Source organism: Mesorhizobium sp. CU3 (genome assembly GCF_006442965.1).
GTDB lineage: Bacteria > Pseudomonadota > Alphaproteobacteria > Rhizobiales > Rhizobiaceae > Mesorhizobium.
This window is the reverse complement of record NZ_VFWX01000009.1, coordinates 255,376-281,869: the sequence shown is the minus strand read 5'-3', so window position 1 is coordinate 281,869 and position 26,494 is coordinate 255,376. Positions and strand designations below refer to the sequence as shown.

Annotated in this window: 19 protein-coding genes; 4 read left to right on the top strand and 15 right to left on the bottom strand. The window is 64.5% G+C overall.

Features of this window, described 5'->3' with window-relative positions; genetic code table 11:
- Both gltB and FJ988_RS16395 read left to right on the top strand, forming a co-directional pair.
- Window positions 1-4,511: glutamate synthase large subunit (gene gltB, locus FJ988_RS16400; RefSeq protein WP_140819373.1), on the top strand; the 4,511-nt coding region annotated here is incomplete at its 5' end.
- A gap of 141 nt (window positions 4,512-4,652) precedes the next feature.
- A complete protein-coding gene (locus FJ988_RS16395; protein ID WP_140819372.1) occupies window positions 4,653-6,107 on the top strand; it encodes a glutamate synthase subunit beta in 1,455 nt (484 codons plus the stop codon).
- 70 nt (window positions 6,108-6,177) lie between these two features.
- On the opposite strand, the gene FJ988_RS16390 is transcribed toward FJ988_RS16395, so the two are convergent.
- The 3 genes from FJ988_RS16390 to FJ988_RS16380 form a co-directional block, all read right to left on the bottom strand.
- Window positions 6,178-6,585 (bottom strand): MAPEG family protein, encoded by a 408-nt coding sequence (locus FJ988_RS16390; protein ID WP_140819371.1) that lies wholly within the window; start codon window positions 6,583-6,585, stop codon window positions 6,178-6,180.
- 88 nt (window positions 6,586-6,673) lie between these two features.
- Complete coding sequence (locus FJ988_RS16385; RefSeq protein WP_140819370.1) at window positions 6,674-7,891, bottom strand: DUF459 domain-containing protein; 1,218 nt, start codon at window positions 7,889-7,891, stop codon at window positions 6,674-6,676.
- Between the two features lie 106 nt (window positions 7,892-7,997).
- Window positions 7,998-9,218: a lytic murein transglycosylase gene (locus FJ988_RS16380; RefSeq protein WP_140819369.1), complete on the bottom strand. Its 1,221-nt coding sequence runs from the start codon at window positions 9,216-9,218 to the stop codon at window positions 7,998-8,000.
- A gap of 209 nt (window positions 9,219-9,427) precedes the next feature.
- Here FJ988_RS16380 and galU point away from each other — a divergent pair, with 209 nt between their 5' ends.
- Window positions 9,428-10,333, top strand: a complete 906-nt coding sequence (gene galU / locus FJ988_RS16375; protein WP_140819368.1) for a UTP--glucose-1-phosphate uridylyltransferase GalU — start codon at window positions 9,428-9,430, stop codon at window positions 10,331-10,333.
- A 221-nt stretch (window positions 10,334-10,554) separates the two neighbouring features.
- Here the strand turns inward: galU and FJ988_RS16370 are convergent, their stop codons facing one another.
- Window positions 10,555-12,342, bottom strand: a complete 1,788-nt coding sequence (locus FJ988_RS16370; protein ID WP_140819367.1) for an outer membrane beta-barrel protein — start codon at window positions 12,340-12,342, stop codon at window positions 10,555-10,557.
- A 160-nt stretch (window positions 12,343-12,502) separates the two neighbouring features.
- Between FJ988_RS16370 and FJ988_RS16365 the strand changes: the two genes are divergently transcribed.
- Complete coding sequence (locus FJ988_RS16365) at window positions 12,503-13,504, top strand: SIS domain-containing protein (RefSeq protein WP_140819366.1); 1,002 nt, start codon at window positions 12,503-12,505, stop codon at window positions 13,502-13,504.
- Window positions 13,505-13,542: 38 nt separating this feature from the next.
- Here the strand turns inward: FJ988_RS16365 and FJ988_RS16360 are convergent, their stop codons facing one another.
- The 11 genes from FJ988_RS16360 to FJ988_RS16310 all read right to left on the bottom strand — a co-directional run bounded on the left by FJ988_RS16360 (window position 13,543) and on the right by FJ988_RS16310 (window position 26,475).
- A complete protein-coding gene (locus tag FJ988_RS16360) occupies window positions 13,543-14,007 on the bottom strand; it encodes an NfeD family protein (protein ID WP_140819365.1) in 465 nt (154 codons plus the stop codon).
- A 26-nt stretch (window positions 14,008-14,033) separates the two neighbouring features.
- Window positions 14,034-14,984 carry an SPFH domain-containing protein gene (locus FJ988_RS16355; protein WP_140819364.1) on the bottom strand — a complete coding sequence of 317 codons (951 nt, stop codon included), beginning with the start codon at window positions 14,982-14,984 and terminating at the stop codon, window positions 14,034-14,036.
- Window positions 14,985-15,118: 134 nt separating this feature from the next.
- Entirely contained in the window at window positions 15,119-16,183 is a 1,065-nt protein-coding gene (hemH, locus tag FJ988_RS16350; protein ID WP_140819363.1) for a ferrochelatase, read from the bottom strand.
- Window positions 16,184-16,331: 148 nt separating this feature from the next.
- Window positions 16,332-18,422, bottom strand: a complete 2,091-nt coding sequence (locus FJ988_RS16345) for a bifunctional UDP-sugar hydrolase/5'-nucleotidase (protein ID WP_140819362.1) — start codon at window positions 18,420-18,422, stop codon at window positions 16,332-16,334.
- A 247-nt stretch (window positions 18,423-18,669) separates the two neighbouring features.
- Window positions 18,670-19,047: a hypothetical protein gene (locus FJ988_RS16340; protein ID WP_140819361.1), complete on the bottom strand. Its 378-nt coding sequence runs from the start codon at window positions 19,045-19,047 to the stop codon at window positions 18,670-18,672.
- A gap of 86 nt (window positions 19,048-19,133) precedes the next feature.
- Entirely contained in the window at window positions 19,134-20,579 is a 1,446-nt protein-coding gene (locus FJ988_RS16335; RefSeq protein ID WP_140819360.1) for a homospermidine synthase, read from the bottom strand.
- Window positions 20,580-20,708: 129 nt separating this feature from the next.
- Window positions 20,709-21,644, bottom strand: coding sequence for a DUF3445 domain-containing protein (locus FJ988_RS16330; protein ID WP_140819359.1), 936 nt, complete (start codon window positions 21,642-21,644; stop codon window positions 20,709-20,711).
- Between the two features lie 39 nt (window positions 21,645-21,683).
- Window positions 21,684-22,346, bottom strand: a complete 663-nt coding sequence (locus tag FJ988_RS16325; RefSeq protein ID WP_140819358.1) for an aminotransferase class IV family protein — start codon at window positions 22,344-22,346, stop codon at window positions 21,684-21,686.
- Window positions 22,295-23,440, bottom strand: a complete 1,146-nt coding sequence (locus FJ988_RS16320; protein WP_140819357.1) for an aminodeoxychorismate synthase component I — start codon at window positions 23,438-23,440, stop codon at window positions 22,295-22,297. Before FJ988_RS16320 ends, FJ988_RS16325 begins: the two co-directional genes overlap by 52 nt.
- A 157-nt stretch (window positions 23,441-23,597) precedes the next feature.
- Window positions 23,598-24,293 (bottom strand): proton-conducting membrane transporter, encoded by a 696-nt coding sequence (locus FJ988_RS16315; RefSeq protein ID WP_140819356.1) that lies wholly within the window; start codon window positions 24,291-24,293, stop codon window positions 23,598-23,600.
- 343 nt (window positions 24,294-24,636) lie between these two features.
- Window positions 24,637-26,475 (bottom strand): M3 family oligoendopeptidase, encoded by a 1,839-nt coding sequence (locus tag FJ988_RS16310; protein ID WP_181183548.1) that lies wholly within the window; start codon window positions 26,473-26,475, stop codon window positions 24,637-24,639.
- Between the last annotated feature and the right edge of the window lie 19 nt (window positions 26,476-26,494).

Genomic DNA, 26,494 nt, shown 5'->3' with positions numbered 1-26,494 from the left:
AACCCCCCCCCCCGCGGGGGGGGGGGGGCCCCCCCCGGGGGGGGGGCCACGGCGCCGGCGTGCTGGTACAGATCCCCGATGCCTTCTTCCGCGCGGAGATGGCGGCCAAGGGCGTCGAACTGCCGCCGGCCGGCCAATATGGCGTCGGTCACTGGTTCATGCCGCAGGACGCGACGCTGCGCGCCCATATCGAGGAGATCATCGCCGAGTCGGCGCAGTCGGAAGGGCTGCCGCTGATCGGCTTCCGTGACGTGCCGGTCGACAATTCGTCGCTGTCCAAGGCGCCCGACATCGTCGCCTCCGAACCGTTCCACCGGCAGGTTTTCATCGGCCGCACGCCCGACATCACCGACGACGAGGAGTATGAGGCGCGGCTCTATCTGCTGCGCAAGGTGATCTCGGGCCGCATCTATGCCGAGAACAACAACCGCGATATCGGCTCCTATTGCGTGTCGCTGTCGGCGCGCACCATCGTCTACAAGGGCATGTTCCTGGCCTACCAGGTCGGCGCCTATTACAAGGACCTCAAGGACAGGCGCTTCGAAACCGCGCTGATCCTGGTCCACCAACGCTTCTCGACCAACACCTTCCCGTCGTGGAAGCTGGCGCATCCCTACCGCATGGTCGCGCATAATGGCGAGATCAACACGGTGCGCGGCAACAACAACTGGATGGCGGCGCGCCAGGCCTCGGTCGATTCCGAGCTGTTCGGCAACAACATCTCGAAGCTGTGGCCGATCTCCTATGAAGGGCAGTCGGACACGGCGTGTTTCGACAACGCGCTCGAGTTCCTGTTCCAGGGCGGCTATTCGCTCAGCCATGCCATGATGATGCTGATCCCGGAAGCCTGGGCCGGCAACAAGCTTATGGATGCCGACCGCAAGGCTTTCTACGAGTATCACGCGGCGCTGATGGAGCCGTGGGACGGCCCGGCCGCGGTCGCCTTCACCGACGGGCGCCAGATCGGCGCGACGCTCGACCGCAACGGCCTGCGCCCGGCGCGCTACATCGTCACCGACGACGACCGCGTCATCATGGCCTCCGAAGCCGGCGTGCTGCCGGTGCCGGAGGAAAAGATCGTGCAGAAGTGGCGGCTGCAGCCCGGCCGCATGCTGTTGATCGACTTGGTCAAGGGCCGCATCATCCCCGACGAGGAGATCAAGTCGGAGATCGCGACCAGGCATCCTTACAAGAGCTGGCTCACCAACACGCAGTTGATCCTCGAAGATCTGAAGCCGGTCGAGCCGCGCGCGCTGCGCAAGGATGTCAGCCTGCTCGATCGCCAGCAGTCCTTCGGCTACACGCAGGAAGACACCAAGCTTCTGATGGCGCCGATGGCCACCACCGGCCAGGAAGCGGTCGGCTCGATGGGCACCGACACGCCCATCTCGGCGATGTCGGACAAGTCGAAGCTGCTCTATACCTATTTCAAGCAGAACTTCGCCCAGGTCACCAACCCGCCGATCGATCCGATCCGCGAGGAGCTGGTGATGAGCCTGGTGTCGTTCATCGGCCCGCGGCCGAACATCTTCGACCTGGTCGGCACGTCGCGCCGCAAGCGGCTCGAAGTGCGCCAGCCGATCCTCACCAATGGCGATCTGGAAAAGATCCGCTCGATCGGCCACACCGAGGACCGTTTCGACACCAAGACGATCGACATCACCTACGCTTCGACAGAAGGCGCGGCAGGTCTTCAGGGCGCCATCGACCGGCTCTGCGAGCGAGCCGAGGCGGCGGTCGCCGGCGGCTACAACATCATCATCCTGTCCGACCGCCAGGTCGGGCCGGACCGTATCGCCATTCCGGTGCTCTTGGCGACGGCGGCGGTGCATCATCACCTGATCCGCAAGGGCCTGCGCACCGCGGTCGGCCTCGTCGTCGAATCCGGCGAGCCGCGCGAGGTGCATCATTTCTGCTGCCTGGCCGGCTACGGCGCCGAGGCGATCAACCCTTATCTCGCTTTCGACACGCTGCTCGACATGCACAAGCGCGGCGAGTTGCCGGAAGAGGTCGACGCCTACGAAGTCGTCTCGCGCTACATCAAGTCGATCGGCAAGGGCATCCTCAAGGTGATGTCCAAGATGGGCATCTCGACCTATCAGTCCTATTGCGGCGCGCAGATCTTCGATGCCATCGGGCTGAAGTCCGAATTCGTCGAGAAGTACTTCACGGGCACCGCGACGCTGATCGAAGGCGTCGGCCTGGACGAGATCGCGGCCGAGACGCTCAGCCGCCACAATGATGCCTTCGGCAACGACCCGGTGCTGCGCAACAACCTAGAGGTCGGCGGCGAATACATGTTCCGCATGCGCGGCGAGGCGCATATGTGGTCGCCCGACGCCGTCGCCACCTTGCAGCACGCGGTGCGCCAGGGCTCGTGGGACACGTTCAAGGACTATTCGGCGCAGATCGACAGCGAGACCGCGCGCGCGCAGACCATCCGCGGCCTGTTCAAGATCAGAACGGCCGACGAGACCGGCCGCAAGAAGGTTGCCATCGAAGACGTCATGCCGGCGGCCGAGATCGTCAAGCGCTTCTCGACCGGGGCGATGTCGTTCGGCTCGATCTCGCGTGAGGCGCACACCACGCTGGCGCGCGCCATGAACGCCATCGGCGGCAAGTCGAACACCGGCGAGGGCGGCGAAGAGGCCGACCGCTATCTGCCGCTGCACGGCGGCGGGAAGAACCCGGAACGCTCGGCGATCAAGCAGGTCGCCTCGGGCCGGTTCGGCGTCACGGCGGAATATCTCGTCAACTCGGACGTCATGCAGATCAAGGTCGCGCAGGGCGCCAAGCCCGGCGAGGGCGGACAGCTGCCCGGACACAAGGTCGACGCCACCATCGCCAAAGTCCGGCATTCGACGCCAGGTGTGGGCCTGATCTCGCCGCCGCCGCATCATGACATCTATTCGATCGAAGATCTGGCGCAGTTGATCTACGATCTGAAGAACGTCAATCCGGCGGCCGATGTCTCGGTCAAGCTGGTGTCGGAAGTCGGCGTCGGCACGGTGGCGGCGGGCGTTGCCAAGGCGCGCGCCGACCACATCACCATCTCCGGCTATGACGGCGGCACCGGCGCTTCGCCGCTGACCTCGCTCAAGCATGCCGGTAGCCCCTGGGAAATGGGTCTTGCCGAAACGCATCAGACGCTGGTGCTCAACGGCCTGCGCTCACGCGTTGCGCTGCAGGTCGATGGCGGGTTGCGCACCGGGCGCGACGTCATCATCGGCGCGCTGCTTGGCGCCGACGAGTTCGGCTTCTCGACCGCGCCGCTGATCGCGGCCGGCTGCATCATGATGCGCAAGTGCCATCTGAACACCTGCCCGGTCGGCGTCGCTACCCAGGATCCGGTGCTGCGCAAGCGCTTCAAGGGCACGCCCGAGCACGTCATCAACTTCTTCTTCTACGTGGCGGAAGAGGTGAGGGCGCTGCTCGCCGAGATGGGCTTCACCCATATCGACCAGATCATCGGCGACGCCGATCTCCTGGAGAAGCGCGACGTCATCCAGCACTGGAAGGCGCGCGGGCTCGACTTCTCGAAAATGTTCTTCAAGCCGGACGCGCCGCATGAGGCGCTGCACTGGACCGAGCGGCAGAAGCATCCGATCGACGACGTGCTCGACCGCAAGCTGATCGAGCTGGCCAAGCCGGCGCTCGAAGCCAAGCAGGCCGTCGAAATCGAGGTCCCCATCCGCAATGTCGACCGTTCCGCCGGCGCCATGCTGTCGGGCGAAGTCGCCAAGCGCTTCAAGCACAAGGGGCTGCGCGAGGACACGATCAAGGTGAAGCTGACCGGCACCGCCGGCCAGTCCTTCGGCGCGTTTCTCGCGCGCGGCGTTTCGTTCGAATTGGTCGGCGCCGGCAACGACTATGTCGGCAAGGGCCTGTCGGGCGGCCGCATCGTCATCCGTCCGCCGGAAGAGGCGAAAATCGTCGCGGCGGACTCGATCATCGTCGGCAACACCGTGCTCTACGGCGCGACGGAAGGCGAAGCCTATTTCGCCGGCGTCGCCGGCGAGCGCTTCGCGGTGCGCAACTCCGGTGTCGCCGCCGTCGTCGAAGGCGTCGGCGACCATGGCTGCGAATACATGACGGGCGGCATCGTCGTCGTGCTCGGCAAGACCGGGCGCAACTTCGCCGCCGGCATGTCGGGCGGCGTCGCCTATGTGCTGGACGAGAAGGGCGATTTCGCCGAGCGCTGCAACATGGCGATGGTCGAGCTGGAGCCGGTGCCGGAAGAAGACGACCTGATGGAGAAACTGCTCCATCACGGCGGCGACCTCGACCACAAGGGCCGCGTCGACGTATCGGGCGACATGACCAGCCATGACGAGGAGCGCCTCTACCAGCTGATCTCGAACCATGTGCATTTCACCGGTTCGGTGCGCGGCCGCGAGATCCTCGACGACTGGCAGAATTTCAGGCCGAAATTCCGGAAGATCATGCCGGTGGAATACCGCCGCGCGCTGATCGAGATGGAACGCATGCGCATGAGCGTGGCGGCGGAATAAGAATTGGAAAGGCCGGAGCGATGGTTCTCCGGCCGCCTCCTCACCAACAATCCTTACCCCGGACTGCGGTTGCCACGGCGGCCTTATGGGGTTAACGGGTGCGCCGACAAAAGCGTGCCTTCGGACAGCAGGGACTGGACTATGGGCAAGGTAACTGGGTTTCTCGAAATCGACCGGCAGGTGCACAAGTACCAGCCGGCCTCCGACCGCATCCGGCATTTCCGCGAATTCACGCTGCCGATGTCCGACAAGGAGGTCGAGAAACAGGCCGCGCGCTGCATGGATTGCGGCATTCCGTTCTGCCATGGGCCGACCGGTTGTCCGATCCACAACCAGATCCCCGACTGGAACGACCTCGTCTACAATGGCGACTGGGACAATGCGATCCGCAACCTGCACTCGACCAACAATTTCCCTGAGTTCACCGGCCGCATCTGTCCGGCGCCTTGCGAGGAAGCCTGCACGCTGAACCTCGAGGACATTCCGGTCGCGATCAAGACGGTCGAGCAGGCGATCGCCGACAAGGCCTATGAGACCGGCCATATCCGGCCCTATCCGCCGGAGAGGAAGACCGGCAAGCGGGTCGCCGTCATCGGCTCCGGTCCGGCCGGCATGGCGGCCGCGCAGCAGCTCGGCCGCGCCGGCCACGACGTCCATGTCTATGAGCGCGAAAGCCGCCCGGGCGGACTGATGCGCTACGGCATTCCGGACTTCAAGATCGAGAAGCACTATATCGACCGGCGCATCGAGCAGATGCAGGGCGAGGGCGTGACCTTCCATTGCGGCGTCAATGTCGGCGTCGACAAAAAGGTCGCCGAGCTGCTCGAGGAGTATGACGCGGTTCTCTATTGCGGCGGCTCCGAAACGCCGCGGCCGGCCGGCATTCCGGGCGCCGATCTCAGCGGCGTCTATGACGCCATGCCTTATCTGGTGCAGCAGAACCGCCGCGTCGGCGGCGAGCCGATCCAGTCGGTGGCCTGGCCCTCGCATCCGATCATCGCCGGCGGCCAGCATGTCGTGGTGGTCGGAGGCGGCGACACCGCGTCCGACTGTATCGGCACCGCCTTCCGCCAGGGCGCGGTGCGCGTCACCCAGCTCGACATCCGGCCGCAGCCGCCGGAGAAGGAAGACAAGCTCGCGGTCTGGCCCTATTGGGCGACGAAGATGCGCACTTCCTCCTCGCAGGCAGAGGGCGCCGAGCGCGAATTCCAGGTGGCGACGCTCGAATTCATCGGCGAGGAAGGCCAACTGACCGGCGTTCGTTGCTGCGAGGTCGATGACAAGCGCAAGCCGATCGCCGGCACCGAATTCGTCATCCGCGCCGACCTCGCCTTCATTGCCATCGGCTTTGCCGGGCCGGCCGGTGACAGCGTGATGAAGGAGCTTGACGGGCAGATCATGGCCGTCACCGACAGCCGCCGTTCACGGAATGTCGAGGCCAATGACCGCGACTACAGGACCAGCGTCGACAAGCTCTACGCCGCCGGCGACGTCCGCCGCGGCCAGTCGCTGGTGGTGTGGGCGATCCGCGAGGGCCGCCAGGCGGCGCGCTCGATCGACGAGGCGTTGATGGGATCCTCCGTGCTGCCGCGCTGAGAACGGGCAGCAGTTCGGTATCGGGCTATGTCTGCGGCTGACCGGCCGCAGTCTTTTAGTGAAGCGTGCCCTAGCTGATCAGCAGCTTTACCGCCCAATAGAGGCCGATAGCCATCTGAACCGCGAACGCGGAAAATCGGGCCTTGACGGCTGTTGGACTTGTCGACGTCAAGTGAATGGCCGACTGGACCAGCCGCGCGCCGAGAAACCAATATGCAAGCGGATCGGTAATCGAGGCGCGCGAACTCATCATCGCCAGGGCCATGAGGCCTCCGAATATAGGGAGGCCTTCGAGGCAATTGGCGTGGGCTCGCGCCAGCCTCTGCAAGAAGGGCGAAAGGCCGGCGTTGTCAGGCTTGAAGCCATTCGCGAGGATGCGGCCGCTCACCACAAGATGGGTGCGCAGGATTTCCATCCATATGAGCAATAAGAGGGTCCACGTCAGGAACCCAAGCAAGGCATACCCCGTTGCCGACATATTCGTCCCCCGACTTTGACTTCGGCCAAAATCCGATAATGCCATCGTTTCGACTTGGCGCGAAATCGCTGCCAGGCAAGAATGTCGGCTAAGGGGTCGCCGGCGTGGAGCTGGACTCGGCCGCCGCCGTCGCCGGCGGCGTCTTCGGCCGCCAGGTGAAATCGTCGGCGCGGCCGGGCGAGGCGGCGGGCGCCTTGCCTTGCACGATAAGCTTTTCGCCGGGCAGGTTCGGATCGGCTTTGGCGGGTTGCGCGGCGCCGAGTAGTTCCGTGCCGCCGTCGAGCGCTGGGTCGCCGAGCAGCATCGGCGCGGTGCGGTCGACGATGACCGGGACAGCGGCCGGCGTCGGCGCTTCGACCGGCTCGCCCGTCGGCGCCGAGACGGTGGTGATGCTGCCGGGCGGCGCCAGGCCGAGGATCTTGGCCAGCGGCTTTTCCGTATAGAAGGCGAGCTTGCGCTTGCCGGCCTTGGTGACGTTGATGCCGTCGTCGGAACGCAGGCGCACGGGCTGGCCGTTGATGTCGGGGCCGGAGGTGACGAACGCGCCGTTCTCGTCGACGAAACCGTCCCAGACATCGACGAACTCGCCGCCATGGCTCTGGGCGGCCTGGTGGTAGATGTCATTGAAAGCGAGCATGTCGGAGTTCATCTTCGACAAGCCGAAAGCCGGCATGCCGACCCACAGGAACGGCACCTTGGTGTCCTGCAGGGCTTTGCCCAGCGCATCGGTGCGGCGCTCATATTCCTTGGTCCAATTTTCCGAGCGCGGCTGCTCGCGCACGTCGCCGACCTTCATCTGCTGACGGTCATTGGAGCCCAGCATGAGGACCACGGCAGCCGGCTTCTCGGTCTCGATCAGCGACTTGATTTCGACGGGCCAATTGTAGACATCCTCGCGAACGAAGCCGGACGAGCCGTTGGCGCGCCCGACGATCCTGACCGCTGGATTGTCGGCGAAGGCGGTGTCGAGCCCTTCGGCAAGCCCGCTCGCCAGAAAATCGCCGACCACCAGCACGACACGGGCATCGTTCGTCTTTTCGACGATCGGCGTCTGCGGCTCGGCCGGTGGCCGCGGCTTCGACTTCTTCTTCGGCTTCGGCCTTGGTTTCTCTACATCGAGCGGTGGCTCGATACGCTCGCTGCGGCGGGGAAAGAGAAGGTCGCGCAGCGACCAGCCGCGGCTTTGCTCCTGCGCGAAGGCTGGAGCGTGGAAGGCTCCGGCGGCGGTGACGACAAGCACGGCAAGCGCGAGGACAAGGATCGGCATCCGGCGAATGCTCTGCCTGATACGCGAAACCGAAACCAAACGCTTCTCCATCCCTTGGTGCATGACCCTAACGAAAGCCACGCATGAGCCGAGCCGCTAAAGCATTCGTGCCGCCTTTGAAAGGATGCCTTCGCTTGCGCCGGCCCTACTGCTTACGCAGCCATTTGAGCACTTCCAGGCTCGGATAGCCATCCTGGGTCAAGCCGACCTTGGCCTGGTAAGTCATGATGGCGGTTTTCGTACCGTCACCGATCTTGCCGTCGAACTTGCCGTCATAAAGCCCGTGCTGCGAAAGCCGCTTCTGCAGTTCCTGCCGTTCCTCGAAGGTGAGCTTGGTGAACGGCCGCTGCCAGTCCTGCACCAGGCCGCTGCCGCCGGCGATCTCGTCGGCCAGCAGGCCGACGGCCAGGGCGTATTTGTCGGCGTTGTTGTAGGCCTTGATGACCGAGAAATTGCGGATCATCAGGAAGGCCGGTCCGCCGCGGCCGTCCGGCACTTTCAGCGTCGCCTTGTCGTTCGGGTTCTTGAACGGCTTGCCGTTGGCCCGCGCGACGCCGAGCGCCTGCCACTGTGCCAGCGTCTTGGCGCCGCCGGGCAATTTGCCGGCCGGGATGGTCACTTCATAGCCCCAGGTCTTGCCGGCCTGCCAGCCGTTCTTCTTCAATAGATTAGCCGAGGTGGCCAGCGCATCCGGGATCGAATTCCAGATGTCGCGCTTGCCGTTGCCGTCCATGTCGACCGCATAGTGCTGGTAGCTGGTCGGGATGAACTGCGTCTGGCCCATAGCGCCGGCCCAAGAGCCCATCAGATGGCTTTCGTCGATGTCGCCGCTCTGCAGGATCTTCAGCGCCGCGATCAACTGGGTGCGGGCATATTTCGAGCGCTTCGGATCGCCATAGGCGAGCGTCGACAGCGAACGGATGACGTTGCGCATGATGTCGGTGCGCTTGAGGATCTCGCCGTAATTCGATTCCATCGACCAGATGGCAAGGAGGATGTTGCGGTCGACGCCGAAGCGCGCCTCGATGCGGTCCAGCCAGGGCTTCCATTTCTTCGCCATCGCCTGGCCGTTGGCCACCGACTGGTCATGCACGCGGTTGTCGAAATAGTCCCAGGCGGGAGCGCTGAATTCAGGCTGGGTGCGCGCCTTTTCCAGCACGACGGGGTCGGGCTCGATGCCGCGCATGGCTTGGTCATAGACCGCGCCGGAGACGCCACCCGCCACCGCGGTGGCGCGAAAACCCGCGACCCACTGGCGGAACCCGGCATCGGCGAAAGCAGGCCCGGCGGGCATCAGCAGGGCGAGCGTGAGGCCGGCGGCCGTCACGAGGGCCGTCAGGCGCCTGGCCGTGTTTCGAACCGACATCTTTTCCTCCTTCGTCAAATCAGGAAGGATCATTCAACGCCGAACCGGGTTAGTATTTAGTTTACCATAGGTGCCGCCGGGAACGAAAAGAGGCTCCGGCGCTTTTAGCCCTGTTAATTTTCAATTGTTGTTTGCTAGTCCATGATTTCGGCGCGAAAATGTCCCGAAACGGGATTGGCATAGAGATCCTCAAGCGGATGGTTGGCAACATGAAGCGAGTTCGCAAGGCAGTTTTCCCGGTCGCAGGCCTCGGCACGCGGTTCCTCCCGGCCACCAAGGCTGTTCCCAAGGAAATGCTGACCGTCGTCGACAGGCCGGTCATCCAGTATGTGGTCGATGAGGCGCGCGACGCCGGCATCGAGCATTTCATCTTCGTCACCGGCCGCAACAAGGCGGTCATCGAGGATCATTTCGATATTCAGTTCGAGCTCTATGACACGCTGGCCCAGCGCGGCAAGGACGAGCAGCTCGCGCGCCTGCAGCGGCTGCAGCCGGCGCCGGGGCAGACCAGCTTCACCCGCCAGCAGGTGCCGATGGGCCTCGGTCACGCTGTCTGGTGCGCGCGCGAACTGGTCGGCGACGAGCCGTTTGCGCTGCTTTTGCCCGACATGATCATGCAGTCGGAAAAGAGCTGCATGAAGGACATGGTCGATCTCTATCAAGAGACCGGCAACAACATCATCGCCGTGCAGGAATGCGATCCGGCCGAGTCGCATAAATACGGGATCGTCGGCCGCGGCGAGGACACACATCACGGCTTCCGCATCACCCAGATGGTGGAGAAGCCGAAGCAGGGCACCGCGCCCTCCAACCTGTTCATCAACGGCCGCTACATCCTGCAGCCGGAAATCTTCTCGATCCTGGAGAGCCAGGAACGCGGCGCCGGCAACGAGATCCAGCTGACCGACGCGATGCTGAAGCTGGAGAAAAAGCAGGCCTTCTACGGCTACCACTACAAGGGCCGGACGTTCGATTGCGGCTCGCCGGAAGGTTTTGTCGAGGCCAATGTCGCCTTCGCGCTGTGGCGCAACGACATGAATGGAAGCATGGCCGGAGTCATCCGCACGCTGCTGGATGAGGTGCGGCCGTCGGAGCGTCGCGGGGCAGCCTCCTAAGCCGTTGGCCAAGACCACACGCGTTTCGTCATTCTATGGCGGAGCAAGGAGCGAAGCGACGCGGCGCAGACCATAGAATCCATTCCGTTACCTATAAGCGTCACAGCGGTGCAGAACGACCTCTGTTCTGCACCGCCTTTACCCTTCGCGCGAGGTCACGGAATGGATCCTCGGGTCTGCGCGTCCGCTTCGCTCCCGCTCCGCCCGTGGATGACGAGGCGTCAGCGCTGGATCTTCAGGCCGAGATAGATGCTGTTGGCTGTGTAGTCGCGGCCGGGCAGGTTGCTGGTCAGCTTCTCCGTTCTGACGCGCGTGGTGAGGCCGGCATAGCGGTTCAGCCACCAGGTCAGCCCGGTCTCGGCGCTCAGGATTCTGTCGTGCCCGTCGATACCGACATAGTCGCGCCAATCCAGACCTAGAGCCGCATTGGCGGTCAGGTTGGCGCGGATCTGCCGCTCGGCCGTGAGCCGGCCCGAATAGAGGATGTCGCCGCTCTGGCCTGCCGTCGTGGTGGTCTCGACCTCGGTCTTTCCGGTGAGCCCGATGGTGGTGCCGCGCTCGGGCGACCATTTGAGGTCGGCGTTGACGCTGGGCCCGGCGATCGCCGGCAGTCGGCTGTCGTCGAGCGCCTCGCGCAGCCAGCCGACGGAGAATTCGCCCGACAGCTTGTCGCCCATATCGAGCTCGAGGCCGGCGCGCGCACCGATCCTTTTCGAGGCGCGGTCGAAGCCGTCGGTGTCGAGGCGCAGATCGTAGACCCTGCGGCCGAGCTCGACTTCCGTGAACGGCGTCAGCGCCGGCGACACCTGGTAACCGGTGCGCAAGGTCGCCGTATAGAGCGTGTTGTCCTGATCCTTTTGCGACAGGGTGGTGCCGTCGGTGAGTTCGGCATCGCCGTAGAAGTCGTGCGAGACCGCGCCGGTCAGCGTGTAACGCATCTTGCCGACATCCTTTTCGATGCCGAGGCTGCCGTCCACCGTCTGGCGCAGCGGCTGCTGGTTGACGCCGGCGACGGCATCGGGCGCGGAGGCCGATTCTGGCGCGGCTTCGTAGCCGAGCTTGGCGATGGCGCGCAGCTCGTTGTCGAGGTCGATATTGAGCTGGCCTTCGATGCGGCCCTGCGCATCGTTGATCTTCTCACCCGAGATCGTGTTGCGGAACAGGCCATAACCGGTAATCAGGGCCGAATTCTCGCGCCAGTCGGAGGTCGCGGTAAAACGCAGCGCCGTCTCCGACAGCGCAGCCGACTTGCCGGCGTTGCTGGAATCGGCATTCGACGTCGCGGTCACGCCCTGTTCCAGCGTCGGCCGGAATAGGAAGGTGCCAACCTTGACGCCGGGAGCGGCAAACGGGTCGTCCTCGGGCTTTACCTTCGGGGTCTCGATCGAGCCGGTGCGCTCGGCGCCCGGATCGAGCTTCTGCTTGTCGACGCTGTCGATCGTGACGGCGCGGCGGTTGGTGCCGTCATCGTCGGTCGCCGCAGCGTCGGTCTGGTCGCCGGCGGCCGTGGCGGCGGTGGTGGTGCTGTCGGTGTCGGCCACGGCCTTCTTGGCCTTTTTCTTGCTGGCCGTCTTGGTATCGGCCTTCGCCTTGGCGTCGTCGGCGCGCTGTTTTGCCGTCGAAGGCCGGCGCGGCTTCACCGGCGTCGGATTGGTGGCGAGCGGATCGTCGCCCACCTGCGGCTGGTCGAAAACGCTGCCGGTGCCGGCGGTCTGGTCGTCATCCGGAACAGCGCCGGGGCTCACGGGCTGATAGGCGGTCGGCGCCGTGTTCTGGGCGGTTGCCGCAGGGGCAGGCGTCTCATCCTGCGACCCTTGCGCCCGCAACTGCCGCGCCTTGCGCTGCTGGTCGGCAAGGATGGCCGATTCGGAAACCTCGCCGCGCAGCTCGGTATCCTGCGAAAATGCCGGCGCCGGCCGCAGCAGGGCAAGCGCGCTTGCCGTCAGCAGCAGAGCCGCGATGGCAATGCCCTTTCGACCGATTTTCGTATCAGGCTGGCCCCCGGACATCGTCACCACTGCTTGCGCGGCGCGGTTGCGCCATACTTACCGAACCGTAAATGCGGATGGTTAACGGAGGGTTGAGACTGGGTCTCGCGGCACCCCCGGAAGACCGGCCTGAGGCAATTCTGTTGGACAGGGGCGCGCCAAAGCGCTAATCGCTTGCGCCATGCATGCGGGGTCCCCAGAAAGAAAGCGGCCGGACAGCCAGGCTGCGATCGAATCGGCGCTTAGAACGGTGGCGACGGAGAAGGCCGGTGTGACGGCCCTGGCCGCCGCGCTGGAGAACGGGCTGGCCGAGCCCTTCGCCCGCGCCATCGACCTCATTTCCAACATCAAAGGCCGCGTCATCGTCACCGGCGTCGGCAAGAGCGGCCATATCGGCGGCAAGATCGCCGCGACGCTCGCGTCGACCGGCACGCCCGCCTTCTTCGTCCATTCTGCCGAAGCCAATCACGGCGATCTCGGCATGATCCACGGCGACGATGCCATCATCGCCATGTCGTGGTCGGGCGAGACCAAGGAACTGATGGGGATCGTCGCCTATTCCAGGCGTTTTTCGATCCCGCTGATCGCGATCACCTCCGGCGAGACGTCGGCATTGGCCCGCGCCGCCGACGTGGTGCTTTTGCTGCCGATCGTGCCGGAAGCCTGTCCGCACGGGCTGGCGCCGACGACGTCGACGCTGCTGCAGCTCGTCACCGGCGATGCGCTGGCGATCGCGCTGCTCGAGGCACGCGGCTTCACGCCCGATCATTTCCGTACCTTCCATCCCGGCGGCCAGCTCGGCGCCAACCTGACGCAGTTGCGCGAGATCATGCATGTCGGCGAGCGGCTGCCGCTGGTGACGTCGGGCACCGGCATGCGTGAGGCGATCCTGGAATTGTCGCAAAAGGGTTTCGGCTGTGTGGCGATCACCAGCGCCGACGGCGCGCTGGCCGGCATCATCACCGACGGCGATATCCGCCGCCACATCGCCAGCGACCTGCTCTCGATGAGCGTCGATCAGGTGATGACGAAGAAGCCGAAGACGGCAAGCCCGGACACGCTGGTGGCGACGGCGCTGCAGACCATCAACACCTCCGCTATCACCAGCCTGATGGTGGTCGAAAGCGGACGCCCGGTCGGGCTCGTCCACCTCCACGATTTGCTACGCATCGGCGCGGCTTAGGACGGATCGGTACACGACACGTCCCTTGGACGCTCGGCTCAAATAGCCTCTACGGTCAGCTCCAGGTCAGTGTCCGCGGCGCCGGTCACGCGCACCTGCGCGCCGACCGGCAGGTCCGGGCCGGAGACGCGCCACAGCGTGTCGCCGAGCCGGATGCGGCCGCGGCCGTTCTTGATCGGTTCGGACAGCGTCGCGGTGCGGCCGACCATCTGGGCGCCGCGGCGGTTGAGCAGCGGCTGGTCGCCGCTGCCCTGGCGCGAGACCACGATCTGCCGGCCGACATAGGCCGACACCACGCTGAGCACCAGGAAGGCCAGGACCTGCACCTGCCAGGTCCAGAAGGCCGCGTCCCAGATCGCCAGCGATACCGCGCCGATGATCAGCGCCGCGATGCCGATCCACAGCATGAAGACGCCCGGCGCCACGACTTCCATCACCAGGAGCACGATGCCCAGAACCATCCAGTTCCACGGGCCGAGTTCCGAAACGATGCGGTCGATCATTGATGGTCTCCCACGGAGTTAGATCATCAGTTGTCCGTCTGGCGCACGACCGGCGGGCGCGAGCCCTGCCGCTGCGTACCGGACGGGCCTTCGCCCTTGAAGACTTCGCGGGCGATCTCGCCGATGCCGCCGAGCGAACCGATCAGCGAGGAGGCCTCGAACGGCATCAGCACGATCTTGTTGTTGCTGGAAGAGCCGATCCTGGCCAGGGCCTCGGTGTATTTCTGCGCGACGAAGTAGTTGATCGCCTGCACGTCGCCCTTGGCGATGGCCTCCGAGACGACCTGCGTCGCCTTGGCTTCGGCCTCGGCCGAGCGCTCGCGCGCCTCGGCGTCGCGGAAGGCGGCTTCGCGTCGGCCTTCGGCCTCGAGGATCTGCGACTGCTTCAGGCCCTCGGCGGCCAGGATCTGGGCGCGCTTGTCGCGTTCGGCCATCATCTGGCGGCCCATCGATTCCACCAGGTTGGCCGGCGGGTTGATGTCCTTGATCTCGACGCGGGTGATCTTGATGCCCCAGGGATGCGCGGCCTCGTCGACGACGCGCAGCAGGCGCTCGTTGATGGCGTCGCGGTTGGACAGCAATTCGTCGAGATCCATCGAGCCCATGACGGTACGGATGTTGGTCATGGTGAGGTTCAAGATGGCGTTCTGCAGGCCCGCGACCTGATAGGCCGCCTGCGGCGCGTTCAGCACCTGGTAGAAGGCGACGCCATCGACGCCGACGATGGCGTTGTCGCGGGTGATGATCTCCTGCGTCGGGACATCCAGCACCTGCTCCATCATGTTCATCTTGGCGCCGACGCGCTCGAAGATGGGGTTGATGATGTTGAGGCCAGGGGTCAGCGTCTTGGTGTAACGGCCGAAGCGCTCCACCGTGTAATTGTAACCTTGCGGCACCGTCCTGATGCCTTTGAACAGAAGGATGATAACCAGGAAAACAAGAACGACGATGGCAATATCGAAACCGCTGAAGCCCATTTCGTATCTCCCTCAATAGGCGCCGACTTCACGGAATCACTTAAGTGTGTTTCCGCAACGTTACAATCAGGTGATCGCTAATATTGGTTAGCGGAGGCTTTTGCGCACCGCTTTCGTGCCGTCGGTGAAGCCGGTCACACCCAGCCGGCAAGCTCGCGCCGCACCAGCGTCTCGATGACCGCCATGCCCTCGGCGCTGTCGTTGAGGCAAGGGATGTGGGCAAAGTCCTTGCCGCCGGCATGATGAAAAGTCTCGGCCACTTCGCGGCCGATCTCGTCCAGCGTCTCGATGCAATCGACGGAAAAGCCCGGATTGACGATGGCGATCGACTTCACGCCGTCCTTGGCCAGCTTCTCGACCGTGACGTCGGTATAGGGCTGCAGCCATTCCTGCGCGCCGAAGCGCGACTGGAAGGTGGTGATCAGCTTCTTCTCGTCCCAGCCGAGGCGCGCGCGCAGCAGCCTTGTCGTCTCCAGGCAATGCGCCCGGTAGGGATCGCCCTTGTCGGAATAGGGTTTCGGGATGCCGTGATAGGAGGCGATCACCACCTCCGGCTTAAAGTCGAGCGTGGCGATGTGTTTATCGATCGAGCGGGCGAGCGCCTCGATATAGACGGGCTCATCGTAATAGGGCGGCACGCTCCGCACCGCCGGCGCATGCCTGATCTTCATCAGCGCGCGAAACAACTGGTCGTTGGCGGTCGCCGTCGTCGTTGCCGAATATTGCGGATAGAGCGGGAAGGAAAGGATGCGCTCGCAGCCTTGCGCGACCAGCTTCTCGGCAACGCTTGCCGTCGAGGGGTTGCCGTAGCGCATCGCCCAGTCGACCGTGACATTGGGCAGGTCGCCGAGCGCCGTCACCAGCTTTTCGGCCTGGGCGCGGGTGAAGGTGCGCAGCGGCGACTCATTCTTTTCGCGGTTCCAGATCCTGGCATAGTTGGCGCCGGATTTCTTCGGCCTCGTGGTCAGCACGAGCCCGTAGAGGATCGGGTACCAGATCGCCTTGTTGAGCTCGATGACGCGCGGATCGGAGAGAAATTCCCGCAGATAACGCCACATCGGCTTGAAGTCGGTGCCGTCCGGCGTGCCCAGATTGACAAGCATGATGCCGATCTTGCCCGGCCTCACCGGCGCGGCGGCGGCCGACAGCGGGCCGTCGGACGGCACGGCTTTGGCATCGGTGGGGCTGGCAAGCGTCATCGAGGATCTCCGGGGAGCAGCGTCGCGGAAACTAGCGATGCCCTGCCGGTTTTCAATGCTGCGTCTGGCCGCACCTTATCGTGTTACGGCGTGGAAAAGGAACACCCGCCCGGTTGCCCGAGCGGGTGCGATTCGTTTCGGCGGGGCGTTACTTCGCGGCCGGCGGAATGGTCAGCGTCGCGCCGAGCGGCAGGCGGCGCGGCTTGTAGTCCTTGTTGGCCTCTGAGATCAGCTTCCACTTAGTGGCATCGCCATAGGCTTTCTTGGCGAGCTCCCAATAGGTATCGCCGGCAGCGACGGTATGGCTGGTCTCGGCCGGCTTGGCTGCGGTTGCCTCCGCCGGCTTTGCCGGCTCTGCAGCAGGGGCAGGGGCCGCTGTCGGGGTGGCTTCGGCGGGCTGTGCCGGTTCCGCGGCAGGCGCCGCGGGCGCGGTCTCGGCCGGGACGGCCGGCGGCGTGCCGGCGATGTCGCTCGAGCCTGAAGGCAAAGCCGGCATAGCGGGTTCGCTGCCTGCGGGCGCGGTCTCGGCCGGCTTCGCCGCATCGGCAGCCGGCGCCTGGGTCGTGGGCGCGGCAGGCGCTGCTTCGGCCGGCTTGGCGGGTTCGGCGGCCGGTGCCGCCGCCGTCGTGGCGGCGATCTCGGTGATGCGGCCGTCGAGCTTCGGCGTATAGGGCCGGTGCGCACCGAGATAGTCGGCTACCACCTGCTCTAGCCCCGGGCCGTAGTCGTAGGCGTCGGTGGCCTTGTCGGCGAACACCTTGTAGCCATCGCCGCCCTGGCGGACGTAATTGTTGGTGGCGACGAGATACTGCTTGTCCGGGTTGATCGGCGCCCAAGCGCCGTTCTCCATCACCTCGACCGACTTGAGCCGGCCGGCATTGGGCGCGACCGACTTGTCGAAGGAATATTTGAGACCCGCCACCTGCGGGAAGCGACCGGCGCCGTCCTCGATCTGGCTGAGGCCGCCTTCGAGGCCCGCTTCCAGGTCCTTGCCCGAGATCTTAAAGGTCGCCAGCGTGTTCTGGAACGGCAGCACGGTCAGCACCTCGCCCATGGTTACGGTGCCCTGGTCGATTGAAGCGCGCAGGCCGCCGCCATTCGAGATTACGATTTCCACGCCCTGGCCCTTGGTGCGGTCGAGAATGGCGTCGGAGACGAGGTTCCCCATCTCGCATTCGCGCGTGCGGCAGCTTTCTCGGCTGCCGTCGATCGCCTTGGTGGTCTCGGCAACCTCCTTGTTCTTCAGCGCCTCGATCGGCGCGCCGAGCTCCTTGATGCGCGCGAGCACTGCGGGGTCGGGCGTGATCGACTTGTCGAGATAGATCGGCGCGCCGCTCGCTTCCTTGACGACGCCATTATCGTCGAACACGACCTTGAACTCGCCGAGATACTTCGAATAGGACGCCGCCTGCACCACCGGCACCTTGGAGCCGTCGGGGTTGTCGACCATCGTAGGGTAGGGGCCTGCCGCCTTTGGATCGGTGTTGGACAGAAGCGTGTGGCTGTGGCCGCCGACCACCACGTCGATGCCCGGGATCTTGGCGATCACATCGCGCTCGCGATTGTAGCCGATATGAGTGACTGCGATGATCTTGTTGATGCCTTGCGCCTTCAGCTTCTCGACCTCCGCCGTAATCGCCTTGACGTCGTCCGTTATCGCGATGTTCGGACCGGGCGAAGCGAGCTCCGGCGTGTCGTTGGTGACGGCGCCGATGATGCCGATCTTCTGGCCGCCGACCTCGACGACGATCGACGGCTTGATCTTGCCCGCCGCGCCCGACTTGTCGTTGGGCACGACATTGGCGCTGACGATCGGGAATTTCGCCTTGTCGAGGTAAGGCACGAGCGCTGTCTCGCCGTCGTCGAATTCATGGTTACCGAGCGTCACCGCGTCGGGCTTGATCTGGTTGAGGAATTCCTCTTCCACGGCGCCCTTGTAGGTGGTGTAGAACAACGACCCCTGGAAACTGTCGCCGGCATTGAGCAACAGCACATTCTGGCCCTCGAGCTTCTTGCGCTCCTGCGCGATCGCGGTGATCAGCCGGCCGGCGCCGCCGATGCATTCGCCCTTGGTCTCCTCGTCCGCCGAGCAGGTGGATTCGTATTTGTTGTTGCCTTCGATACGGCTGTGCCAATCGTTGAAATGCAGGATGTTCAGCGTGTAGTCGGCAAAGGATACGCCCGCCGACAGGCCGAGCGTCGAGGCGGACAGGGCTAGAATGGCGGCAATCTTCTTCATCTTCGTCTCCCGGATGCGCGGACTTAACGTGATCTCATTTCATGCATGTCGTTCTCCCAAAACCGCTGCACACTTTTGGGCGACATGCATTAAACCCGCCGCTTGACTGGAAAATAACAGTCAGCTTTGGGTCATGTTCACATCGCGTTTCAGGTGATGCAAGCAGAAATCCCGGAGTGTTTTGCCGGCACAAAAAAGAATGGCGGCTTACGCCGCCGCTCTTCAGAGCCATCAATGTCCGTATCGCTCAGGCGCGGCGGGTCAGAACGAAATTCTGGCCGCTGGCCGCGGTGCAGTTGAGCTGGCTGGTGGAGACCATCAGGCAATTGAAGCTGACCGGCGCCTGGCGGATCAGCGAAGTGCCATGGATCTCCACGGACGTCGGCCCGGTCAGGGTGTAAGTGCCCTCGGAAAGTTTCTGGCCGGTGTCGGTTGCAACGGTGGTGAAATTCCCGCCCGCGAAGGTCGACAGGCCGGTGCCCTTGGCGTCGATCCAGTTGCCCTCGACGCCCTTGGGCGCGGCGGCCATGGACGGCTGGTCGGAAGGGCCTGTGGTATTGCAGGCGGCAGCAGCCAGAAGGCTTGCCGCGGCGCCTGCCGAAAGCAGTTTGCGCGCAATGGTCATTTTGAAAATCCTCTCCTCGGTCCGCAAACCTTCAATCGCCCGATTTCCGGGCGATTGCAAGGCGGTGAGGCCAGTTGGACAGACAGCTATCGCACCAAGATGTTGCGGAACTGCCACGGATCGTCCTGGTCCAGGTCTTCCTGGAAAAGGCCGGGACGGTTATCCAGCGGCGTCCAGTCGGTGTAGTAGCCTTTCACCGGCCCGAGATAGGGCAGTTGGACTTCCAGGCAGCGCTTGTAATCCATCTCGTCGGCCTCGACGATGCCGGCCTCGGGATTTTCCAACGCCCAGACCATGCCGGCGAGCACCGCCGAGGTGACCTGCAGACCGGTGGCGTTCTGGTAGGGCGCAAGCTTACGCGCCTCGGCCAGCGACAATTGCGAGCCGTACCAATAGGCGTTCTTGTCGTGGCCGTAGAGCAGCACGCCGAGCTCGTCGACGCCGTCGACCAGCTCGTTCTCGTCGAGCACGTGGTGCACCGCCTGAGGCTTGCCGGCGGCGCCGAACATCTCGTCCAGAGACAAGATCGCGTCGTTGCAGGGATGGTAGGCATAGTGACAGGTCGGACGGTACTGCACCTTGCCCTTCTTGGAGCGTACGGTGAAGAAATCGGCGATCGAGATCGACTCGTTGTGCGTCACCAGCAGGCCGTATTGCGGGCCGGGCGTCGGGCACCAGGAGCGCACGCGCGTGTTGGCACCGGGCTGTTCGAGATAGATAGCCGCCTTGGAGCCATGCTTGTGCTTCTTGCCGTTCTTCGGCATCCAGTTCTCATGCGTGCCCCAGCCGAGCTCGGCCGGCTGCAGGCCTTCCGAGATGAAGCCCTCGACCGACCAGGTGTTCCAGAACACGTCCATCGGCTTGGGTTTCTTGGTCCGCTGGGTATCGCGCTCGGCGATATGGATGCCCTTGACGCCGGCCTTCTTCATCAACTTGGCCCAGCCTTCGCGGTCGTGCTCGGCTGGCTCGGAAAACTCCAAGCCGAGGTCGGTGGCGAGGTTTACCAGCGCTTGCTTGACGAACCACGAGACCATGCCGGGATTGGCGCCGCAGGTCGAGACCGCGGTCGCGCCACCCGGCTTGTCATGCTTTTCCTGGATCATGGCTTCGCGCAGCGCGTAGTTGGTGCGGCTGGCGTTGTCGGCCTTGGCATCGAAATAGAAGCCGAGCCACGGTTCGACGACGGTGTCGATATAAAGCACGCCGAGCTTGCGGCAAAGCCGCATCAGATCGACCGAGGCGGTGTCGACCGACAGGTTGACGCAAAAGCCCTGGCCGCCGCCTTTGGTCAAAAGCGGCGTCAACAGCTTCTTGTAGTTCTTCTCGGTTACGTGTTCCTGGACGAAGGCGATGCCGCGTTCGTCGAGCAGCTTGCGGTCGGTGTCGCGCGGATCGATCACCGTCATGCGCGCCTTGTCGAACTTGAAATGGCGCTCGATCAGCGGCAGCGTTCCCCGCCCGATCGAACCGAAGCCGATCATCACGACAGGGCCGGTGATCTCACCGTAAACGGGCCAGTTTTCATTCGCCATTTTTCCGCGCACTCCTTCAAACACAAGCAAAACCCGGCGTTTCCGCCGAACGGTCAAGCGCTACACCACAGATCATTGTCATAAACCAGAAAAAAGCGCCAACCGCCGGCTAAGCCGATTGGGCTGGCGTTAAGCCACCGCCGTCATGGCGTTGAGGAATTCGACCAGCCGGTCGCGGTCGGCGGTCAGGCCCTTATAGTCGAGCTGGACCTGGTCGAGCGCGTTGAGCTGCGCGCAGAAAGATGCCGCGAGCGTCGCTCGGTCGGAATTCTGGGCCAGCACCTTGAGCGGGTCGAGGTGGATGCGGATGGTGAACAGGATGTCGCCTGACACGGGCAGCTTGCGTAACGTCTGGCGTTCGACGCGGATGAAGGCGTGGGCGTTGATGTCGCCGTCCGGGAAGCGGCTCGGGCGGTTGGTGGCGCGGTCGATGCGCTCGACATTGGACAGCGGGTGATAGAGCGCATCATTGGCCTGGATCGACCAGTTGAAGCGCTCGACCGCCTGGCCCTGCAGGCCGTCGAACATGCGGTTGATCAGCTCTGCCGGCCGTGTGCCCGGGCCGAAGCCCGGCACCGGCGCATGGATCTCCTGCAGCGGCTTGCCGAATTTTTCCCGAAGCGACCAGGACGAGGGAAAGCAGAGCGATCCGGCGGCGAGCCGCCAGCCGCGTTCGTCGCGGCGCATCAGGATCAGGTCGTCCTGGACGAGCAGCGAGGCTCTTGCAAGCGGCGCGTCGCGCAGGGCGGGGGGCAGCCTGTCTATGGCGCTTGCAAGCCCGGCGACTTCGACGTCGGAACCCGCGCCGCGATGGCTATGCGGGTGTCTAGCCAGCAGATGCGCGGCAAGCAGGTCCAGCACTTCGGCTTGCGCGTCGCTCGTGCCGTCTTCCGCGACAAAGACCTTTTCAGGAATCTCCGCGTAAAGCCGCTGCTTCTCGGCAAGATGCGGCCGCAGGAATTCATCGGTCTCAATCCAACGGTCGAAGTCGAGCGGCTTCAGCCCGATGGTGAAGAGCTTCGAGGACCCGTCATAGGGGGTGTGGGTCGGCTGGCGAATGGTCATGCCGGGTTGGGTGCTATCCAGTTTATCTCTCCAGCCCGATCAATCAAGCCGCGCCGGGATCAGCCCGCGCAGCGAGTTGCCGACGAAGATCGCCTTCGCCGACTTCAGGTCCTCGAAGCTGTAGATCGCTTCGACGGCGCGGCCTTCATCCAGAAGCGCGCCGCGCAATATTCCAGGCAGCAGGCCGCAGTCGAGGCGCGGCGTGGCGAGAATGCCGTCGCCGAAGTCGGCGAAGAGATTGGTGATCGTGCCTTCGCAGAGCTCTCCGCGCTCATTGGCGAGGATCACCTCGTCCGCCTGGGTGACGAGATATTCGGAGCGAGCGTGTGTATAAAGCTGCCGCCGGCTGGTCTTGTGGCGCAGCAGCATGTCCTGCGAGTCGAGCTTCGTGCGGGCAAGCCGCAGGCGCCAGACCTTGTCGGCGGCAAGCGGTTCGTAAGGTTCTGCTGCCGCCGTCGCTTCGCCGTTTCGCTGCAAGGCAAGACGCGTGCGCAAGGCAAGGCCATGCCCGCCGGTGGCGCTCGACAGCGCTTCGCCGATCCGCTCGGGATCGCAGGCGAAGCCGAGTTCGGCGGCGGAGGAATAGAGCCTGGCGAGGTGGCGGTCGAAGCGCAGGAAGCCCGAGCCCGGTTCCCAGCGCATGGTCTCGATCAGCTCGAAGCCGGCGCCGTTCCCGTCGCGAAGCGCGCTTTCAGAAGACACTCCCGGTACTCCTCCTCGGCGGTGGAATCGAAGACGACGCCGCCGCCGACATTGTAGACGGCTTCGCCATCGGCAAAGAGCGATATGGTGCGGATCGCCACCGAAAAGCGCATCCTGCCGTCCGGCGCGATCCAGCCGATGGCGCCGCAATAGACGTCGCGTGGCACGCCTTCCAGTTCATGCAGGATTTCCATGGCGCGGATCTTCGGCGCGCCGGTGATCGAGCCGCAGGGAAAGAGCGCGGCGAAGATGTGGCGGATGCCGATGTCGGGCAAAAGCTTCGCCCGCACCCGGCTCACCATCTGGTGCACCGTCGGATAGCTTTCGATGCGGAACAGCTCAGGCACGTCCAGCGTGCCGACCTCGCTGATCAGCGAGATGTCGTTGCGCAACAGGTCGACGATCATCCGGTTCTCGGCCTGGTTCTTCTCGTCGTTGCGCAGGAAGGCTTTCAGCCGCGCATCCTCGGCCTTGGTGGCGCCGCGCGGCGCGGTGCCCTTCATCGGATGCGTCTCGATCACGCCGTCGGCATCGATTTCGAAGAACAATTCCGGCGACCGCGACAAGACGATCGGATCGCCGAGCGAGACCAGCGCGCCGTATTTCACCGGCTGGCGTTCGGTGAGCGCGTCGAAGGCGGCAAGCGGATCGCCCGACCAATGCGCCTGGACCGGGAAGGTGAGGTTGCCCTGATAGCAGTCGCCTTTGCGGATGTGGTCGTGCAGGCGCTCGAAGCGGGCGGCATAATCGCGCGCCGACCATGTCGCCCTTGCGTCGAAGATCGGGCCATTGGTGGCCTGGCCGTTGGCCGGCGGCACCGCCTGTTCGAGCGGCGCATCGAAGACGCCGAGGCAAATCAACGGCGCGCGACGGCCTTCGGGCAACAGCGGCACCAGCTTCGGCTCAAGCAGGTAGCCGGCCTCGTAGGAGAAATATCCGGCCAGCCATTTGCCGCCGTCGGAGGCAGCCTGCGCCCGCTCGAGCGCCGGTGCGAACTCCTCCGCGTTGTGCGCGACGATGATCTCGCGCGGCCGGTCGAACACCAGCTGACGAGCGCTCTCGTCGTTGCGGAAGATGGCGGCGGGCAGGGACATGAGCCTCGGATGCGGTCAGTTCAATCGACCGCTCTATATGGGGGCTCGGCGAGGCGCAATCGAGGGAGCGGCGTCGGGCGGCGTAAAGCTTATCGTGGCCCAGAACAAAGGCGGCATCCGTCGTGGACGCCGCCTCCCTTTCGACAGGCGCGGTTGTTCAAGTGTTGTTAGCGGTGCCGGCCGTGGGGAACTGCTTGGCGAACTCTGCCTCGTCGCCGGCGGCGAGAAGCTTCGCCTGCTCGATCCATCTCTCGCGCGCGATGCGGCCGTCAAAGTTGAGCACTTCCTCGATGCGCTTGACGTCGGCCTCGGTCCAGGCGGCGATCTGGGCGTAGGTGGTGACGCCCTGGCCCTTGAGCAGCTTCTCGTTGACCGGGCCAATGCCGATCAGGCGGCGCAGATTGTCGGCCTTGCCGGCAACTGCCGCCGGGGCGGCTGTTTTCTTCGCGGCAGGTGCTGCTGCCTTCTTCGCCGCCGGCTTGGGAGCGGCGGTTTTGGCGGCCGGCTTTGGCGCGGCCGCCGTCTTGGCCACCGCGGGCTTTTTGGCTGTAGCGGCCTTCGCCGTCGGTTTGGCCGCAGCGGACGCAGGTGCCGAGGACGTCGACATCAAGGGGGCCGACGCCGGCGCGGGCGTCTTCGCGGCTCCGGCCGCCGCATCGCGCAGCTTGGCCTCGAGTTCGGCGCGGGCGCGGCCGCAGGCATCGAGATCGTTGCGCGCCCTGTCGCGCTCGCCGCGTGTGCGGTCGAGGTCGCCGCGCAGGCTGTCGAGCTCGCCGCGCAGGCGGCCCCAGATGAACCAGCCAACCAAAACACCCACAACGAACGCCAGGAGCATGTAGAAGAAAGTGCTCATTTCTGTCTCCAGTCCGATCTGCCGACTGTCGCCCGGAATGGCGAGCGCGCCGCAGGGATCATCAAGCGTTCCGCGATCGGCGGAACGGCCGGCTTCAATCGGGCTATCGGGTGCGTTTGTGCTCTTGACCGACGGCCATCGTCGCATTCGCCGATGCGCCCAGGGGCCGTCTCCGGCCTTGGCTATGCGTCCGGCTGAGCTTGCGCCGGACGCTATCATACGGGCCGGCGAAAGCTAATTGAAAAATTCAGCGCAAAGTTGTTCCGGAACAGATATTTGGACCAAGAACAACGCAGCCGCGAACATGCATTCCGGCTAAATTATTCCTACGATGCCAGCGCCGTCACTTGTCGAGCGCTTCGAGCTCGTCGATCAGCGCACTGATCACGCCAAGACCGATCTGCCAGAAGGCAGGGTCGGTGGCGTCGAGGCCGAACGGCGCCAGAAGCTCCGAATGATGCTTGGTGCCGCCGGCGCGCAGCATCTCGAAATACTTCTCCTGAAAGCCGCGCTCGGCATTCTGGTAGACCGCGTAGAGCGAGTTCACCAGGCAGTCGCCGAAGGCATAGGCGTAGACGTAGAAGGGCGAGTGGATGAAGTGCGGGATGTAGGTCCAGAAAACCTCGTAGCCCTCGCGCAGCTTGATCGCCGGCCCAAGGCTCTCGGCCTGCACCTCCAGCCAGAACTCGCCCAGCCTGTCCGAGGTCAGCTCGCCGTTCCTGCGCTCGGCATGGACTTTGCGCTCGAACTCGTAGAAGGCGATCTGGCGCACGACGGTGTTGATCATGTCCTCAACCTTCTGGGCGAGCATCGCCTTGCGCTCGCGCCTATCGGTGGTCTGGTCGAGCAGCGAACGAAAGGTCAGCATCTCGCCGAAGACGGAGGCGGTCTCGGCCAGCGTCAGCGGCGTCGAGGCCATCAGCGCGCCCTGGCCGGCGGCCAGCACCTGGTGAACGCCGTGGCCGAGCTCATGCGCCAGCGTCATCACATCGCGCGGCTTGCCCATATAGTTGAGCAGCACGTAAGGATGCGCCGACGGCACAGTGGGGTGGGCGAAGGCACCGGGCGACTTGCCGGGCCTGACCGGCGCATCGATCCAGTTGTGGTCGAAAAAGCCCCGCGCGATCTCGGCCATCTCCGGCGCGAAGCGCTGATAGGCGGACAGCACCGTGTCTCTGGCGTCGTCCCAACGGATCACCGCCTTCGGCGTCTCTGGCAGCGGCGCGTTGCGGTCCCAGTGGTTCATCACCTCCATACCGAGCCAGCGCGCCTTCATCGCGTAATAGCGGTGCGACAGGCGCGGATACGCTTCGCGGACGGCGGCCGCCAGCGCGTCGACCACACCGCGCTCGACGCGGTTGGCGAGATGGCGTGAATCGGCGATGTCCTGGAAGCCGCGCCAGCGGTCGGAGATTTCCTTGTCCTTTGCCAGCGTGTTGGTAATCAGCGTGAAGGTGCGCAAATTCTTGCGGAAGGTCGCGGCGAGCGCTTCCGAGGCGCGCCGCCGCACCTCGCCATCCGGATCCTGCAATCGGTTGAGCGCCGGCTCCAGCGTCAGCTCCTCGCCGTCGATATCGAAGCGCAGGTCGGTCATCGTCTCGTCGAACAGGCGGTTCCAGGCGCCGCGGCCGGTGACCGACTTTTCGTGGAACAATTGCTCGACGCGATCCTCGAGCTGATAAGGCTTGTCCTTCCTGAGATCGATCACCCAGGGCCGGTAATGGCCGAAGGCCGCGTCGGAGGCCAAGGCGTTTTCAATCGCGGCATCGTCGATCAGGTTGAGCTCGAGCGCGAAGAACAGAAGATGCGCGCTGGCGTCGGTCATCTTCTCCTGGACGTCGCCATAGAGCTTGGCGCGCTGCGGATCTGCAGTGTTGCCGGCATAGACGAGGCCGGCATAGGAAACGATACGGCCGATCAGCTCCTCCAGCGCCTCATAGGCCTTCAGCGCCTCGCCGAGACGACCGGCGGCGCCGCGCCCGGCCTCTGCAGCGAGCGTTCCCTTCCAGCGGGTCTCGAAGGCGATGGCGTCGCTGGCTGCCCTGGCGATGTCGCGCTTCAGCTCGGGCGCATCCATGCCGGAATAAAGATCGGCGAGGTTCCATTCCGGCAATTCGCCAAGACCGGCCGCGCCCTGACCGGTCGCCGCCGCCGCAAGCCGCCGATCGAACATCATGCGCATGGACAATCCTCTTTTGAAT

Coding starts and splice junctions, on each gene's coding strand:
- FJ988_RS16380 (WP_140819369.1), bottom strand. CDS start 9,218: ATGTCGGTTCGAAACACGGCCAGGCGCCTGACGGCCCTCGTGACGGCC.
- FJ988_RS16370 (WP_140819367.1), bottom strand. CDS start 12,342: ATGTCCGGGGGCCAGCCTGATACGAAAATCGGTCGAAAGGGCATTGCC.
- FJ988_RS16320 (WP_140819357.1), bottom strand. CDS start 23,440: ATGTCCCTGCCCGCCGCCATCTTCCGCAACGACGAGAGCGCTCGTCAG.
- FJ988_RS16340 (WP_140819361.1), bottom strand. CDS start 19,047: ATGACCATTGCGCGCAAACTGCTTTCGGCAGGCGCCGCGGCAAGCCTT.
- FJ988_RS16335 (WP_140819360.1), bottom strand. CDS start 20,579: ATGGCGAATGAAAACTGGCCCGTTTACGGTGAGATCACCGGCCCTGTC.
- FJ988_RS16355 (WP_140819364.1), bottom strand. CDS start 14,984: ATGGGCTTCAGCGGTTTCGATATTGCCATCGTCGTTCTTGTTTTCCTG.
- FJ988_RS16345 (WP_140819362.1), bottom strand. CDS start 18,422: ATGAAGAAGATTGCCGCCATTCTAGCCCTGTCCGCCTCGACGCTCGGC.
- FJ988_RS16390 (WP_140819371.1), bottom strand. CDS start 6,585: ATGTCGGCAACGGGGTATGCCTTGCTTGGGTTCCTGACGTGGACCCTC.
- FJ988_RS16330 (WP_140819359.1), bottom strand. CDS start 21,644: ATGACCATTCGCCAGCCGACCCACACCCCCTATGACGGGTCCTCGAAG.
- FJ988_RS16360 (WP_140819365.1), bottom strand. CDS start 14,007: ATGATCGACCGCATCGTTTCGGAACTCGGCCCGTGGAACTGGATGGTT.
- FJ988_RS16315 (WP_140819356.1), bottom strand. CDS start 24,293: ATGAGCACTTTCTTCTACATGCTCCTGGCGTTCGTTGTGGGTGTTTTG.
- hemH (WP_140819363.1), bottom strand. CDS start 16,183: ATGACGCTTGCCAGCCCCACCGATGCCAAAGCCGTGCCGTCCGACGGC.
- galU (WP_140819368.1), top strand. CDS start 9,428: ATGAAGCGAGTTCGCAAGGCAGTTTTCCCGGTCGCAGGCCTCGGCACG.
- FJ988_RS16310 (WP_181183548.1), bottom strand. CDS start 26,475: ATGCGCATGATGTTCGATCGGCGGCTTGCGGCGGCGGCGACCGGTCAG.
- FJ988_RS16395 (WP_140819372.1), top strand. CDS start 4,653: ATGGGCAAGGTAACTGGGTTTCTCGAAATCGACCGGCAGGTGCACAAG.
- FJ988_RS16365 (WP_140819366.1), top strand. CDS start 12,503: ATGCATGCGGGGTCCCCAGAAAGAAAGCGGCCGGACAGCCAGGCTGCG.